This window comes from Streptomyces sp. NPDC058683, from assembly GCF_042716195.1.
Classification (GTDB): domain Bacteria; phylum Actinomycetota; class Actinomycetes; order Streptomycetales; family Streptomycetaceae; genus Streptomyces.
This window is the reverse complement of sequence record NZ_JBHXSK010000046.1, coordinates 24107-39742: the sequence shown is the minus strand read 5'-3', so window position 1 is coordinate 39742 and position 15636 is coordinate 24107. Positions and strand designations below refer to the sequence as shown.

The window sequence follows — 15636 nt, the reverse complement described above, 5'->3', positions numbered from 1 at the left end:
TCAGGCGGCGGTCATCACGCTGCCGGCGCCGACCGGGCGGTGCGGCGCGATGATCTGGCCGTCGGGCAGAAGCTCACCGGTGTCCTCGAAGAGCAGGACGCCGTTGCACAGCAGGCTCCATCCCTGCTCCGGGTGGTGCGCCGTCAGGCGGGCGGACTCCCGGTCGGCGGATGCTGCTGTCGGGCACGGTGGCTGGTGCTGGCACATGAGTGGGGTCTCTCGCTCTGTGGTGGTCATCTCGGTCCCCCGTGGTGATGAGTCGGTCGGAAACCAGTGTTGCCCTCCGGGCGATGTTCCGCAGGGATTTAGCCGCACCGCTTCTCACAGGTTGGAGACGCATCACTCGCGCGGACGGTTCATCTCGACCGGGCTGCCAATTCGGATGGTTTCGCATGGCCGGATGGAGCTAGTCAGGTCGACAGGGAAGGGTTATCCGGCTCTTAGGAGCAGCCAATTGCTCGTACGAGCGGCTTCCGGTGTCCCAGATATTGACTTGTGGAAATATGAACGTACCCCGTCACTCGTTCAAGGGTGACGGGGTACGGCGGGTGACGGTCTCAGGCGGGTGTGATGAGCAGGGGCGCCGTGGTGATCCGGTGGGTGAGCACGGGGAGCAGCTCGGCCACCGGGTGCGGCCGGTGGGCCGCGATGCCGGGCGGGGCCGGGGCGAGCGGGACGAGCAGGTCGTTGGCGGCCGGGTGGCCCTCGGCGCCGTCCGCGGTGCGGTCGCCGTGCAGCCACAGGGTGAGCATGTAGAGGCCGGGCAGGGACAACAGGCGTGGCTGGTAGGTCTGTTGCAGGGCCTCGGCCTGGTGCAGGGCCCGCTCGGTGGAGGAGATGTAGGGCCCCTCGAAGAAGTGCGAGAAGGCCCAGCCGTCCGGGGTGAGCATCGTCTCGGCCGCGGCCACCGCGCGGTCCCCGCAGCGGATCAGGAAGCGCCAGCCGGCCAGCCGGGTGGCGGACATGCCCTCCGGCGCGATCCGGTCCAGGACGTGCACGGGCAGAGGGAGTTCGGGGGTCGCGGGTCCCTGGGCGGTGCGCAGGGAGGGGGTACGGGCCTCGCGGACCGCGGTGGGGGAACCGAGGGCGGTGAGGACGGAACGCAGGGCGGGCGCGGGCGCAGGAGGGAATTGCAGCGGCATGGTGGGTCGCCTCTCATTCGACAGGCGCGGCGGCGCGAGGGCAGGGGCGGACGGCGCTGTCAGCTCACAGGGGGGTCAGAGAGGCGGGGGCCCGGCTCGGTGAAGAGAGGTGCGGGCGTTGTCTGCCGCACGTCATTCAGAGGGCAGGAACCAGACCGTGGGCGCCAGCCTTCTGCCTTGTTCGCGGAGTTTATACGACGCCTGTTCAGACGGTGTTTCGCCGGGTCGTTCCACAAAAGTGAACAAGGCGCAATTCGGCCGTTGATACGTGCGGAATCCTCCCGATTTCCGGCCCACGGCGACCGTGCTGACCTCGGAATACAGGGTTCTCGCGGTCGGCCGAATGTCGTCGGCGTTTTTCACGAGGACATCGGGGAACCCGAAGTTGCATGATGCCCCATGCCCCGTGAATGTGCCGCAGGACACATTCCAACAGACTAGCGGCTACCGGAGCCGCGCGCGACGTTATCGATCGCTTCCGGTGGGCATCATCCCACCTGGACCCGGGACCATCGGCGGCCGGAACCTCGGTCCGCCCATTCGAGGAGGGACGCTTCGATGGGGGAGAAGGTCGTGGCGGGCCGGTTCGACCTGTCCGATCGCCAGCGCTACCGCGAAAAGCTCCGCGACTGTCTGTCGGGGCTGGAGCGACTGCTGGTGGAGAAGCGGTTCGACCGCCCCAAGAACCTCATGGGCGTCGAGATCGAATTGAATCTCGCCGGTGCGGACGGCATGCCGAGAATGTTGAACGGACAGGTTCTCGAACGTATCGCGAGCCGAGATTTCCAAACAGAACTCGCCATGTTCAATCTGGAAGTGAACATAGCTCCACACCGGCTTGCCGGCCGGGTATTCGACCGGCTCGACGAAGAACTCCGGACGTCGCTCGCGTACGCCGACCGCAAGGCGGGCGAGGTGGACGCCGGGATCGTGATGATCGGCATTCTGCCCACGCTGGAGCGGGACGACCTGGTCTCCGCGAACCTCTCCGAGGTCGACCGGTACACCCTGCTCAACGACCAGATCGTGGCCGCCCGGGGCGAGGACTTCGTGCTCGACATCGAGGGCGTCGAGCACCTCAGGTGCACGTCGAAGTCGATCGTCCCGGAGGCCGCCTGCACCTCCGTCCAGTTGCACCTCCAGGTCACCCCGGCCCGCTTCGCCGACGTGTGGAACGCGGCGCAGGCGGCCTGCGCCGCGCAGATCGCCGTGGGCGCGAACTCCCCCTTCCTCTTCGGCCGTGAACTGTGGCGGGAGTCCCGGCCCCCGCTGTTCCTCCAGGCCACGGACACCCGGCCGCCGGAGCTCCAGGCGCAGGGCGTACGGCCGCGCATCTGGTTCGGCGAGCGCTGGATCAGCTCCGCGTACGAACTCTTCGAGGAGAACCTGCGCTTCTTCCCGGCGCTGCTCCCGATCTGCGACGAGGAGGACCCGCTGGCCGTGCTGGACGCGGGCGGGGTGCCGAAGCTCGCCGAACTCGTCCTGCACAACGGGACGGTGTACCGCTGGAACCGGCCGGTGTACGGCGTCGCCGACGGTGTCCCGCACCTGCGCGTCGAGAACCGGGTCCTGCCGGCCGGGCCGACCATCACCGACGTCATCGCCAACGCGGCGTTCTACTACGGCCTCGTCCGCGCGCTCGCGGAGGAGTCACGACCGGTGTGGACGCGGCTGCCGTTCGCCGCGGCCGAGGCGAACTTCGACGCGGCGTGCCGTCATGGCATCGACGCGCGGCTGGTGTGGCCGAGGAGGGGCCGGTACGGCGGCGGTACGACCGAGGTGGACGCGGTCACCCTGGTCCGCGACGAACTGCTGCCGCTGGCGGCGGCGGGACTGGACGCGTGGGGGGTGGAGGCCGCCGACCGGGACTTCTACCTGGGCGTGATCGAGGAGCGGTGCCGGCGACGGGTGAACGGGGCGTCCTGGCAGGCGGCGACGTTCCACCGGGCGGTGGAGCGGGGGCTGCCGAGGGACGAGGCGCTGGCCGCGATGACGCGGCGCTATGCGGAGCTGATGAATGAGGGCGAGCCGGTGCATACGTGGCCGGTGGGGTTACTGGAGCCGGTGCTGATGGGGTGAGGGGCGAGGGGGGCGCGGTGGGCGCGGTTGGGTTGTTGCGGTGCGTGGCGTGGTGGGGGTTGTCGCGATGCGTGGCGTGGGGGGTGTTGCGGTGCGTGGTGCGGTGAGGGTCGTCGCGGTGCGCGGTGCCGTGGGGTAGTCGTCGTGCGTGGTGCGGTGGGGTGTCGGGCGTGGCGCCGTCGGGGCTGGTCGCGCAGTTTCTCGCGCCTCTGACCGCGTTACCGTGAACGTTGTTGTGCGGGAGGCGCTGCCGGGGCTCTGGGCTCAAAAGGTGGCCGTCGCCATGGTGATCGTGCGACGGCGGGTCCGGGGGCGGGGGTCGGCCGCGCCCGCCCGGGGTTGATCGGGCAAGCTGTGACGTCCCATGACGGTGGTGCCTTCCCTGTCCCCCGACAGCCCGGCACGCACGGTCTTGCTCGACCGGAGGCAGGAGTGCAGGTGGAGGCGGATCAGGTGGCCGGTACTTACCCACTGGAGCGGCCCTCGCAGCGGATGTTCAGGGACGAGACGCTGCTCGTTCTGGGGCTTTCGCTCGGTGCGAGTGGAGTGTCCGCCCTGATCAGCTTTGTCGGATCGGTCACCAAGCCGGGCGGGCTCAAGGACCAGGCGGCGACCCTCAACGCGTCCGCCGCGCCGGGCCGCCCATGGCTGGATCTCGCCTGGCAGCTGTTCGGCATCGCGAGCGCACTGGTCCCCGTCCTCCTGGTCGCCCATTTCCTCCTGCGCGAGGGCGCGAGCCTGCGCACGCTCGGCTTCGACCGCACCCGCCCCTGGCCGGACCTCGGGCGCGGGGCGGGGATCGCGGCGGTGATCGGCAGCACCGGAATCGCCTTCTACCTGGCCGCACGCGGCCTCGGCTTCAACCTCACGGTGGTGCCCGAGGCCCTGCCGGACGTGTGGTGGAAGTACCCCGTGCTGATCCTCTCCGCGATGCAGAACGCGATCCTCGAAGAGGTCATCGTCGTCGGCTATCTGCTGCGCCGCCTGGACCGGTTGGGGTGGAGCGCGGGCACCGCCCTGGTGGCCAGTTCCGTACTGCGCGGGTCGTACCACCTCTACCAGGGGATCGGCGGCTTCGTCGGCAACATGGTGATGGGCGTGGTCTTCGTCTACCTGTACCGGCGGTGGGGCCGGGTCGGTCCCCTGGTGGTGGCGCACTCCCTGCTCGACATCGGCGCCTTCGTCGGCTACGCGCTGCTGGCGGGCAAGGTGGGCTGGCTGCCTACGGCGTGAGCAGTTCCCCGTCGATCACGGTGACGGCCCGTCCGGTGAGCAGGGTGCGGTCGCCGCGCAGCGAGGTGCGGACGAAGCCGGTACGGCGGGAGGCCTGGAGGCCGGTCAGATCGGGCCTGCCGAGCCGGGCGGACCAGTGCGGTGCGAGGGCGGTGTGTGCACTGCCGGTCACCGGGTCCTCGTCGATGCCGACGTTCGGGAAGAAGCAGCGGGAGACGTAGTCGTAGTCCTCGGCCGGTTCCGCGGCGCGGGCGGTGGCGATGATCCCGCGCGCGGAGTAGGCGCCGAGGGCCCTGAGGTCGGGGGAGAGGCCGAGCACGGTCTTCTCGTCGGCGAGTTCGAGAAGCAGGTCGCCTACGTTCGGCCCGGTGTCGAAGGCGGCGACGGGTTCGGCGCCGAGCGCGTCGGCGACACCGGCGGGGGTGTCGACGCGGGTGAGCGGGGCGGTGGGGAAGTCGAGGGTGATCGCCCCGTCCGTGCCGGGCGTCGCGATCAGCACTCCGCTGCGGGTGGCGAACCGCACGGGCCCTGCCTGCGCTCCCGTCGTACCGATCACGTGGGCGGTGGCGAGCGTGGCATGCCCGCACATCGCGACCTCCGCGACCGGGGTGAACCACCGCAACGCCCAGTCGGCGTCCGCTCCCTCGGGCAGGGGGTGCGCGAACGCGGTCTCGGCGTGGTTCACCTCCATGGCGACGTTCTGCATCCACCCGTCATCGGGAAAGCCGTCCAGCAGCACGACCCCGGCCGGGTTGCCGGCGAAGGCCCGCTCGGCAAAGGCATCGACGATTCGAATCCGCATGGACCAGACGCTAGGCCCTCCACGAGCCGACCGCCCAAGGCCAATCCGGCCCCGCCGGCCCGTTTTCCCTCCACTGGCCCCGACACCCCCGACGACCATGGACACCCCCCAAGGACCACGACGGCGCGCCCTTCAGGGGCGCGGGGAACTGCGCGAGCGACCACGACGGCGCCGCACCGGTTGTCCGGTCGCGAGCCACGGCGGCGCGCCTTTCAGGGGCGCGGGGAACTGCGCGAAACCGCGCAACGGCGCCGCACCGGCCGGGCGGCGCCGGCCTCCACGGCGCCCGTGCCCGCCGTCGCCCCCACAGGAAAAGGGGCCGACCCGTGACGAGTCGGCCCCCCTGAGCGGAACGCTCAGTCCGTGCCCAGTTCCATCGCCGCCCGGTCCAGCAGCTCGTCGGCGTCCGGCGCAGCCTGGCCGCGGGACGCGATCGCCTCGGCGCCGCCCTCCGGCATGCTGCCGATCAGCCCCGTCGCCGCGGCCTGCGCCGCACCGATCGCCGGGTTGGCGGAGCCGATCAGGCCGAGGCCCGCGTACTGCTCCAGCTTCGCGCGGGAGTCGGCGATGTCGAGGTTGCGCATGGTCAGCTGCCCGATCCGGTCCACCGGACCGAACGCCGCGTCCTCGGTCCGCTCCATCGACAGCTTGTCGGGGTGGTAGCTGAACGCCGGACCCGTCGTGTCGAGGATCGAGTAGTCCTCACCGCGCCGCAGCCGCAGCGTCACCTCACCGGTGACGGCCGCGCCGACCCACCGCTGCAGCGACTCGCGGATCATCAGCGCCTGCGGGTCCAGCCACCGGCCCTCGTACATCAGCCGGCCGAGCCGCCGCCCCTCGTTGTGGTACTGCGCGACCGTGTCCTCGTTGTGGATCGCGTTGACCAGGCGCTCGTACGCCGCGTGCAGCAGCGCCATGCCCGGCGCCTCGTAGATCCCGCGGCTCTTCGCCTCGATGATCCGGTTCTCGATCTGGTCGGACATGCCGAGGCCGTGCCGGCCGCCGATCGCGTTGGCCTCCATGACCAGTTCGACGGCGGTCCCGAACTCCTTGCCGTTGACGGTCACCGGCCGGCCCTGGTCGAAGCCGATCGTCACGTCCTCGGGAAGGATCTCGACCTCGGGGTCCCAGAACCGCACGCCCATGATCGGGTCGACGGTCTCGATGCCGTTGTCCAGGTGCTCCAGGGTCTTCGCCTCGTGCGTGGCGCCCCAGATGTTGGCGTCGGTGGAGTACGCCTTCTCGGTGCTGTCCCGGTACGGCAGCCCGTGCGCGAGCAGCCACTCGGACATCTCCTTGCGGCCGCCGAGCTCGGTCACGAAGTCCGCGTCCAGCCAGGGCTTGTAGATCCGCAGGTGCGGGTTGGCCAGCAGCCCGTACCGGTAGAACCGCTCGATGTCGTTGCCCTTGAAGGTCGAGCCGTCGCCCCAGATCTGGACGTCGTCCTCCAGCATGGCCCGCACCAGCAGTGTGCCGGTGACGGCACGGCCCAGCGGGGTGGTGTTGAAGTACGCCCGCCCGCCCGAGCGGATGTGGAACGCGCCGCAGGTCAGTGCGGCCAGGCCCTCCTCGACCAGCGCGGCCTTGCAGTCGACCAGGCGCGCGATCTCGGCACCGTAGGTCTGCGCGCGGCCGGGCACCGAGGCGATGTCGGGCTCGTCGTACTGGCCGATGTCGGCGGTGTAGGTGCACGGGACGGCGCCCTTGTCGCGCATCCACGCGACCGCGACCGAGGTGTCGAGCCCGCCGGAGAAGGCGATGCCGACGCGCTCGCCGGCGGGAAGGGAGGTGAGGACCTTGGACATAGGAAGAGTATGCATGAGAACGCATGGTCATGCAACGTCCGCCCCGGTCCGTGGTCGAACGACTTGGTCGGCCCGCCTGACGCCGACGGTGGCATCAGCATTCCGCGGAACGTTCCGGCGGTGCCAGGGGTGACGGCTTGCCCGCGTCGAGGCTTCCGGTCGTGGTGTGGCGCGGGATCAGCAGTGCGGCAACCGCCGAAAGGGCGACGCAGAGGGCGGCGAGGTCTGCGGTGATGCCGATACCCACCTGCTGACCGAGGGCCGCGCCGCCCAGGATGCCCGCCAGCGTGGCTGCTGCCTGGAGCATGCCGTAGGCGGAACCGACGCGGCCGAGCAGGGCGTCGGGGGTGCGGCGGGCGAGGTAGGTGTCGACGGTGACCAGGAAGCACACGCCTGGCGGCCCGATGAGGACGAACAGCAGGAGGGCCCAGGCGATGTCGTGGGTGTTGAAGGTGGCGGCGAAGACCGCGCTCAGCCCGGCCAGGCTGCTGATCATGACAGCGCGGTCGGAGAGGCGTGCGGCGGCGGCCCGGCTGAGCGGGGCTCCGGCCAGGTAGCCGGCGCCCAGCGCGGCGAACAGCAGGCCCAACGTCCCGGCTCCGGCATGCAGCACCGTGCCGGTGAAGGGCACCAGCAGCGCCGTCAGGGCCGCGTTGCCGAGGAAGAACACCGAGGCCGTGACGAACACGGCGGGCAGGCCCCGGGTCGCGCGGAGATGCCTTGCACCCGCTCGCAGGTCGTCCGCGAACCGCCCGAGCACTGTGCCCCCGCGACGTTGTGGAGAGGAGGGTTCGGGGCGGTGGTGGATCGCGGTGATCAGGACGGCGGAGGCGAGGTAGCTGGCGGCGTCGAGAGCCACGACAGGGCCGAAGCCGGCCAGCGCGAAGAGGGCGCCTCCGGCGGGGCCGCCGACGAGCCGGACGGTGCCGGAGGCCAGGGCCGCCACGGAGTTCGCCGCAGCGAGGTGCGGACCGCGTCCGACCAGTCCCGGGATGAGGGCCCGCCGGGCGGGGCCGAAGAACTGGCCGAGGGCGGCCTCGCCGATCAGTGCGACGTAGATGAGCCAGAGCTGGCCCGGATGGTGGACGAGGAGCATGAGTGCGACGGTCGCGGCCCGTAAGACGTCGATGGCAAGCATCGTGCGGCGGCGGTCCCAGCGGTCGGCGAACACCCCGGCGACCGGGCCGAGGAGGAGCGCGGGAACCGTCCCGGCCGCCAGCGTCAATCCGGTGGCCAGCGTTGATCCTGTCAGCCGGAGCACGAAGTAGGGCGCGGCGACCAGCAGCAGCCAATCTCCCAGGCTGGACAGGAGGTCCGCGGCCGCCACCAGGCGAAAGTCGCGCACTCGCAGGACGTCGAACACGGCAGCCCCTCCCTGTTGCGCCCCGGCATCTGCCGCAAACGAGCAGCTCAGCAGCGCATCGATTAGCACTCTCCATGTGAGAGTGCTAACCCGTGGGTATCAGCCGTCCTCGCTGTCGCGCAAGGCTCGGACGGCTTCGGCGGAACGCGGCGCACTTGTCGGCGGAGACGCGCTGCTCAACCCGTGGGGGAGACGGTCGTGCTCCGGAACGAGCGTCTCGCACCGATCGCACGGCACGCGGCCAAGGTGCCGCCCGGCTGGAAACAAGCGACAATTGATCACCTGCCTGGCCGGTGATGGCGCCTGTGGAGCCGTCATCGCGCAATCTGCGCCGCGATGATCCGGAACTGCCCGACGGGAGCGCCTGCAACCGGCACATCCGCCCCACCCAATCCATGCGACGGAGGGGTCTCTCATGATCGACAGGCGTACATTCAACAAGGCCGTCGGCACGGGCGCGGCCACGCTGGCCGGACTAGAGGCAAGTGCGAAGGCCGCATCCGCCCACCAGATGGAGGGTGACACTCCGACTCCGACGGTGCCTCCGACGCCTACCGTGCCCACGGTCACACCGGGCACTCACACGTCCTTCGGCCGGTTGAAGCACGTCAAGGCGGGCGTGCTGGACATCGGCTACGCCGAGGCGGGCCCCGCGCACGGCCCCGTCGTCATCTGCCTGCACGGCTGGCCCTACGACATCCACAGCTTCGTGGACGTCGCCCCGCTGCTCGCGGCGCAGGGCTACCGGGTCATCGTCCCTTACCTGCGCGGTCACGGGACCACGCGCTTCCTGTCCGCCAAAACCGTCCGCAACGCCCAGCAGTCGGCGATCGCCCTGGACATCGTCGCCCTGATGGATGCTCTGAAGATCCAGCGGGCCCTTCTCGCCGGCTTCGACTGGGGATCACGCACCGCCGACATCATCGCGGCCCTGTGGCCCGAACGTGTCAAAGGCCTGGTGTCCGTGAGCGGATACCTCATCACCAACGTCGAGGCGCAGAAGAAGCCGCTGCCCCCCAAGGCCGAACACACCTGGTGGTATCAGTACTACTTCAGCACCGAGCGGGGCCGCCTCGCCATGGAGGACAAGACATACCGGCACGATCTGTGCCGGCTCGTCTGGGTCGAGGTCTCTCCCACCTGGCACTTCGACAACGCCACGTTCGAGCGGACGGCCACCGCGTTCGACAATCCCGACTACGCGGCGATCGTCATCCACAACTACCGCTGGCGGCTGGGGCTGGCCGACGGCGAGCGCCGGTACGACGGGTACGAGAAGGTACTCGCCACGCGCCCTGTCATCGGAGTGCCGACGATCACGATCGACCCCGAACTCGACCCGTTCACCGCGCCCGGCAACGGGGCGTCGTACCGCGATCGGTTCACGGGTGCGTACGCCCACCGCGCACTCAAGGGCATCGGCCACAACATGCCACAGGAGGCGCCGACCGCCTTCGCCCAGGCGGTCGTCGACGTGGACCGCTTCGACGGCCGTCCCGAGGCCGAACATCAACGTTCCCAGGGTCCCGCGAGATCGTCATCGCCGTCTTGAGCGGGTGATCGGCCCGATCGGCTCGAACGACTCGCTCTGTCGATGTCCTGTGACAGTGAACCTTGACCGATTGCCACTGAAGTTTGACCGCCTGGAGGCGCTCTACCGGCGGACCGCGGAGATCAGTCCGCCGGGCCGTTCCTCGCGCTGCGGAGGGGGGCTGATCGGGCGGCCGTAGGCGGCAGCGCGCTCGCGCAGGGTGTGGCTGGCGGCGTCCCAGCCGTGCCCGGCCAGCCAGCCCACCGGGTCGTCGGGCATCTCCGAGACCCACATGGACGCAGCCGATCCCGGCACGGCGTCCGCGCCGAAGCGCTCGATCACGCCGCGCGAGCCCAGTGTCAGCCCCATCCGACTGCCTGCCGCCGACTGCGCGCTGATCCGGGCCAGCAGCAGTTCCACTGCGTCCTCGGGCAGATAGATCAGCAGTCCTTCGGCGATCCACGCGGTCGGCACCGCCGGGTCGTGCCCTGCGGCGGCCAGCGCGCCTGGCCAGTCCTCCCGCAGATCCACCGCGACGGTGATCCGCTCGCAGTGTGGGACGGCCTGCTCCTGGCGCAGCACCGAAGCCTTGAAGTCCAGTGGCGCGGCGGTGTCGACCTCGAACAGCCGGGTGCCCTCTGGCCAGTCGATCCGGAAGGCCCGGCTGTCCATGCCGGCGCCGAGCAGCACGACCTGCCGGACCCCGGACGCGGAGGCCTGCTGCAACAGGTCATCGAGGAACTTCGTCCTGATGACGATGGAGAACGACACGGCCAGTCGGCGGCGGCGCGCGGCCTCGTCATCGGGCAGCGGCGGCGAGGAGGGCCACAGGCCGCCGGCGGTGGCGAAGGCCTGTGCCAGTGGGTCGCGGAACAGCGCGTTCTCCCGCTCGGTCTCCAGCGCCCGCACTCTGGCCACCCCCACCGCCGTGGCCCACACTCCCGACGGCTGCACCCGCTCCTGCTCATCAGTCACCGCGTCAGCCTAGACGGAGCCAACTGCGCCTTCCGCTGCCGGTATGCCTTCTGGCGGCAGCGCTGTGAGCACGTCCGGCGTTGTTGCTGGCAGGGCCCTGCTGGTAGTGGTCCTCCGCAGGTCTCGCAGGGTCTGGTTGATGCCACGGGGGTTGGCTCGGGTGGCTGGGGTGGTGGTGCGGGCTGTGGTGTCGGCGATGTCACCGGCGGTGGAGAAGACGGGTCCGGGGGAGGCTGCCTGAGCTGTTGGCGACGTGCTCGCTGGCGGCATCGGTCCGAGCATGTCCGGCGTGCTGCTGAGAACATCGGGCCGTCGCAGACCGGGCAGACGCGTGGTCCGGATGGATCAGCCGGGTCTGCCTCGGCCAACCACTTCTCCTCGTGCTTGAGGTAGTTGGCCCTCCGGCAGGCGGATGAACACAGGCGATAGCGCTGTCCGGGCTGGATCTTCATGTTCTTGCCGCACTCTCTGCAGGGGGCCATCTGCACTGGAGCCCGAGGAAGTCGTTTGCGGTAGGCCTTCTCGCGGCAGGCCTGGGAACAGCGCAGGGCCTGGCGGCCGATGACGTCGGAGGGCGGAATCTCCCCGTCGCACTCCAGGCAGCGTCTTGTCTCCAGGGTGGCCACCAGCGTCTCCGGGTCGCGGCCGGTCGCGGCGGCCAGCCGTGTCCAGCTGGGAGGACCGAGATGCTCGGGCGGTTCGCAGAGGTAGGTCCGCAGGTAGCGGGGCGGGAGATGGTTGGCGTGGGCCAGGCGGACGATGAAGGAGCGGATGCCTTCGCCGGACCTGGGCCGGACCTGGAAGGGCAGGATGCGGACGTTCTCGGGGGTCATCGGGAGGACCTGGGTCCGCGGAAGTGGGGCGATTCGGCGGCGACGTCCAGTGGGACGGCCTTCAGTCCGGCTTTGGTGATCTTCTCGGTGCCGTTGAAGATCGCGTCGATCGCGGCTCCGCGGATCTGGTGGGAGAGGGCGCCGATCATGCCGCCGGTGCGGTCGTGCAGGTAGCGGTCCAGTCTCGCCAGGGTGCTTGGCCGGTGCCGTCGCAGGGCGAGGGTCTTCTCCATGGTGGCGACCAGGCCCCGCCACTCACTGTTGTAGGGGAAGGGGTGGGTGGGGATCAGGGTGAAACGGCCGGCGATCTGGGCTCCGCGGGTGCCGGTCAGCAGGCTGCCGTGCTCGATGTCGATGCCCGCGTAGATGAACGTCGCGGGGATCCGCTCGGAGAAGTACTTGAGGGTGTCGGCGACTTCGGCGCCGTGCTGGGTGGTGAGCGAGATGTTGTGGAGCTCGTCGACCAGGATCATGCCGGTGCGGGCGTCGGTGCAGACACCGACGACGGACTCGATGAGGTCGGTGATGTTCATGCGGGCCATCACCGGCAGCCCGAGGAAACGGGCGAACTCGGCCGCGATCATGCGGGGTGTCGCGGCGGGCGGGACGGTGATGTAGATGACCGGCTTGCGGTCGGTGGCGGTGGGGTGCCGGGCCCGGTCCAGCAGTTCGTGGGACAGTCCGAGCTGGGTGATCGCGATGGTCTTCCCGGTGCCGGCGGGTCCGGAGACGATCAGGCCCCGGCGGGCGCTGATCGCGTGCCGGTTCAGCACGACCAGGCGGCGGCCGGTGGCGACGGTGTGACGGACGACGGAGGTGGCGACCACCAGCAGACGGCCGTGGTGATCGAGACGCGCTTCGTCGAAGGCCGCCTGGCCGGCCTTGCCCAGCGCGTCGTACTGAGCGTCGGTCAGCCGGGGCGGCGGCCCCGGTGGTCCTTCGACGAAGCGGCGCCAGCCGTCGATCGTGGTCAGGTGCCGCTGGGAGTCCTGGGGCAGGGCGGACGATGCCGTCATGAGCGCTTCCAGGGGTCTTCCAGCGGGTCGAACAGTCCGAGCGGGATCACCTCAGCCACCGACTCCTCGCTCTCGTCTGCTTCGTCCTCGGGCTCTGCCTGCGCACCGGCAACGGACGCAGGAGTCAGCGGGCCTGCGGCTTTCGTGCGGGCGGCCACCCGCCGGTCACGTTTGCCGGGCTGGGGATCCTGTCCGGTCTGCGGGCCGTCGTGGGCCCGGGTGAGCAGGGCGGCGACCGCGTCGGCGATCTCCGCCTCGGTGGCGCGGGGCAGCTGGTGGCTGACGTGGTCCCAGGCCAGGTCACCGAAGGGAACCGGTGCCCGGTTCAGGTGCTTCCAGGTGGCCGGGACCCACTCGTTGTCACCGCGGTGGTTGCGTACCCAGATCCGGGAGACGTCGTAGGGGTCGCGGTGGACCTCCCAGAGGCCGCGTTTCGCCCGGACCCCGGAGTTCTGGCGGCGCATCGGCCCCAAGGCCCGGCTGTCGTAGGTGCGGTTCTTGATCCGGATGCCGTACTCGTTGACCACCCGCCATTCCGCGGGCAGGAGTTCGACGTAGTCGTCGCCGCTGAGTGCGACCGGGACGTAGCCGCAGGCCTCCACCAAGGCGGCGTACTTCTCGTTCGGCGTGAACAGCCGGCCCGGGTGGACCGGATCGCGCAGACCGTCGTGCTTGCGGTTCTGCCACTTCGCGACGATCCACTCGTCCAGCAGCTCCTGCAACTCCAGCAGCGACCAAACCCGTTCGCGTTCCAGGTGCCGGCCGCGGTGTTCGACGCTGCGGCCGGTGTAGGCGGGCAGGAACTGCGCGAACAGCGTGGCCACCGAGCCCAGCATCTTCTCGATGTGCCCCTTCTCGAAGGGCGAGCCTTGATGGGCCGGCTGCACTTCGATCTCCAGGAACCGGCAGGAGGAGACGAAGTTGCGGGAGAGGAAGGCCTTGCCGTGGTCACAGACGATGACCTCCGGGACGATCACCGGCCGGGCCGCCGCATGGGCCAGACGCTCGTCCAGAGCCAGCAGCCTGCGGTGCGGCAGCACCGAGCGGGACATCCTGAGCGCGTCCGACCAGCCCGGCCGCATCAGCTCGGGAGTGACGGTGCGGGCCAGCAGCACGCTGGCATCCACGGCTTTCGTGGTCGGCCGCAGCACTGCCGCGGTCAGCGTCCTGGTCGCGACATCGATCATGGCGGTGAGCTCGACTCTGCCCGTGACGCCGTTGTCGAGCAGGACCAGAACGTCCAGCGGCGTGGAGTCGATCTGCATGACCTCGCCCGGAGCGAGCACGGGCAGTTCCCCGTGCGGCGTCGTGGCCCCGTGGGCCCTGGACCGGCGGGTCACCGCCGAGCCGGTCGTGTGGGTGCCCGAAGTCAGCTTCGCCAGCAGCCGGTAGAGCGTCCGCTGTGAGGGGAGCCCAGCTCTCTGCCTGTCAGGCGTCTCCTTGAGGATCTCGCCGGTCCGCCACAAGATGAACGTCCCCGTGCGGGTTGAGGCGTCCACGGCTTCCTTGATCGCCTGCCGCATCGCGGCCACCACCGCGTCGTCGACTTCCCCGAACTCGGCCGTCCTGCGGACCGGTCGGTGATCGGCCAGGCCCAGCACCCCGCGCTCCTGGTAGCGACGTCGTCGGTGGGCGACCGTACTGGCAGAGACCTTGTGACCAGCGGCAGTGAGCTCAGCGGCCTTTGCCCGCTGCCGGGCGGTCAAGGACCGCTCCGGTCCGTACTCAGGCCGGACCGTCGTGCCGGGCTCGGCATCGGGCGGCAGCCCGTGCAGGACCTCCAGGATGTGGCCCTCCCACCACAGAGCCTTGTCCACCTCCCGGGCGGGAAACGCCTCCAGCAGCGAGGTTGCAGGCAACGGCATCCGGACCGGGCTGGTCATGACCTCGAAATCGGCCGCCGCGAACAACTCGAGCAACGGCACGACCAGATACGGCTCTTCGCCATCCGTCAGCGTCACCGCCTGGGCGGCGACGGCGAGCACCCCGCGGATCCGGCCCTCGAACCGCACCCGGTCACCGACCGCGACCCGCCCCGGCCGCTTCATCCTGCCCATGCCGCCCGCCCCTCGGCCCAGACGAGACTGTCCGCACCCAGCACCGCGGACTGAAGGTCCGTGCCCAGCCGCCCGGACCACAGCAGATGGAACAGCACCGGCAGGACCTGCAGCCGATCGCCCACCCGGCCGGCTCCCGACCACAACGGCAGCGGTTCCTCGAAGACCTCCACCAGCGCGGCCGCCACCCCCTCCGGGCGCCCCGAGCGGGTCCGCCGGTAGCGGGCCAGCCAGCGTATGTTCGCCATGAACACCGGCTCGGGCGTGCCCATCCACGCAAACTCCCAGCCCACCGCCTCACAGGCCCGACGCGTCGCCGCGAACGCCTCCCCGGTCCGCTCGTCCAGCCGGTCCGCGGAACGGACATCGACCACTCTGGCCCGCCCGTCAGCAAGGCGTACGAAGAAGTCAGGCGCATGGCGACGCTGTTCCGGACCGTCCTGCCAGTGCAACCAGAACGGCTGCGAGGCGATCCCGACCACCCTCGGATCACGGTCCAGCAAGATCAGGCAGTCCCGCTCCAGCCACGACTCGTAGCCCACGTGCCCGCTGGTCGTCGCCGCGAAGTACCAGCCCGGGAAGCTCTCCCCGCCCTTCGCCCACCGGAACTCACGTACCGGCTGAACGCCCTCGAACCGCGTACCCCACAACCGGCCCAACGGTCCGCGACAACGCTTACCGGACTCAAGAAAGTCCAGCTCAAAGGCGAATAACGCCGGATCACCGTACGCATGAGCCGCTGCCCCCACCACGCCTCCAACCGCAACGGTCAAAGTTCGGTGGCAGGAACGTACCGGTGG

The 15636-nt window shown here is 70.1% G+C and carries 12 protein-coding genes; 3 read left to right on the top strand and 9 right to left on the bottom strand.

The genetic code is table 11. The features are described from left to right. On the bottom strand, positions 1–207 hold the full coding sequence (locus ACFWXC_RS39115; protein WP_384486641.1) for a DUF5999 family protein: 207 nt from the start codon (positions 205–207) through the stop codon (positions 1–3). A gap of 350 nt (positions 208–557) precedes the next feature. Continuing rightward, on the bottom strand, positions 558–1142 hold the full coding sequence (locus ACFWXC_RS39110; RefSeq protein ID WP_384486552.1) for a hypothetical protein: 585 nt from the start codon (positions 1140–1142) through the stop codon (positions 558–560). A 558-nt stretch (positions 1143–1700) separates the two neighbouring features. On the opposite strand from ACFWXC_RS39110, the gene ACFWXC_RS39105 reads away from it, so the two are divergent. Both ACFWXC_RS39105 and ACFWXC_RS39100 read left to right on the top strand, forming a co-directional pair. After that, on the top strand, positions 1701–3221 hold the full coding sequence (locus tag ACFWXC_RS39105) for a glutamate--cysteine ligase (RefSeq protein ID WP_384486550.1): 1521 nt from the start codon (positions 1701–1703) through the stop codon (positions 3219–3221). 492 nt (positions 3222–3713) lie between these two features. Further along, positions 3714–4454: a CPBP family intramembrane glutamic endopeptidase gene (locus ACFWXC_RS39100; protein WP_384486639.1), complete on the top strand. Its 741-nt coding sequence runs from the start codon at positions 3714–3716 to the stop codon at positions 4452–4454. Here ACFWXC_RS39100 and ACFWXC_RS39095 read toward each other — a convergent pair. From ACFWXC_RS39095 to ACFWXC_RS39085, 3 genes are all read right to left on the bottom strand, one after another. Beyond that, a complete protein-coding gene (locus tag ACFWXC_RS39095; RefSeq protein WP_384486548.1) occupies positions 4444–5256 on the bottom strand; it encodes a PhzF family phenazine biosynthesis protein in 813 nt (270 codons plus the stop codon). The genes ACFWXC_RS39100 and ACFWXC_RS39095 overlap by 11 nt on opposite strands. 356 nt (positions 5257–5612) lie before the next feature. Continuing rightward, the gene (gene argG / locus ACFWXC_RS39090) at positions 5613–7061 is read right to left on the bottom strand and encodes an argininosuccinate synthase (protein WP_384486637.1); all 1449 of its coding nucleotides are present in this window, start codon (positions 7059–7061) and stop codon (positions 5613–5615) included. 94 nt (positions 7062–7155) lie between these two features. Continuing rightward, positions 7156–8424, bottom strand: a complete 1269-nt coding sequence (locus ACFWXC_RS39085) for an MFS transporter (RefSeq protein ID WP_384486546.1) — start codon at positions 8422–8424, stop codon at positions 7156–7158. Positions 8425–8839: 415 nt separating this feature from the next. Between ACFWXC_RS39085 and ACFWXC_RS39080 the strand changes: the two genes are divergently transcribed. Continuing rightward, positions 8840–9976 (top strand): alpha/beta fold hydrolase, encoded by a 1137-nt coding sequence (locus ACFWXC_RS39080; RefSeq protein WP_384486544.1) that lies wholly within the window; start codon positions 8840–8842, stop codon positions 9974–9976. Between the two features lie 102 nt (positions 9977–10078). Here the strand turns inward: ACFWXC_RS39080 and ACFWXC_RS39075 are convergent, their stop codons facing one another. From ACFWXC_RS39075 to ACFWXC_RS39060, 4 genes are all read right to left on the bottom strand, one after another. Next, positions 10079–10930 carry a class I SAM-dependent methyltransferase gene (locus ACFWXC_RS39075; protein ID WP_384486542.1) on the bottom strand — a complete coding sequence of 284 codons (852 nt, stop codon included), beginning with the start codon at positions 10928–10930 and terminating at the stop codon, positions 10079–10081. Positions 10931–11759: 829 nt separating this feature from the next. Continuing rightward, complete coding sequence (locus tag ACFWXC_RS39070) at positions 11760–12779, bottom strand: AAA family ATPase (RefSeq protein WP_384486540.1); 1020 nt, start codon at positions 12777–12779, stop codon at positions 11760–11762. Then, entirely contained in the window at positions 12776–14836 is a 2061-nt protein-coding gene (locus ACFWXC_RS39065) for a Mu transposase C-terminal domain-containing protein (RefSeq protein WP_384486538.1), read from the bottom strand. Before ACFWXC_RS39065 ends, ACFWXC_RS39070 begins: the two co-directional genes overlap by 4 nt. Then, positions 14824–15495 (bottom strand): TnsA-like heteromeric transposase endonuclease subunit, encoded by a 672-nt coding sequence (locus tag ACFWXC_RS39060; protein ID WP_384486536.1) that lies wholly within the window; start codon positions 15493–15495, stop codon positions 14824–14826. The genes ACFWXC_RS39065 and ACFWXC_RS39060 overlap by 13 nt, the downstream gene beginning before the upstream one ends. Between the last annotated feature and the right edge of the window lie 141 nt (positions 15496–15636).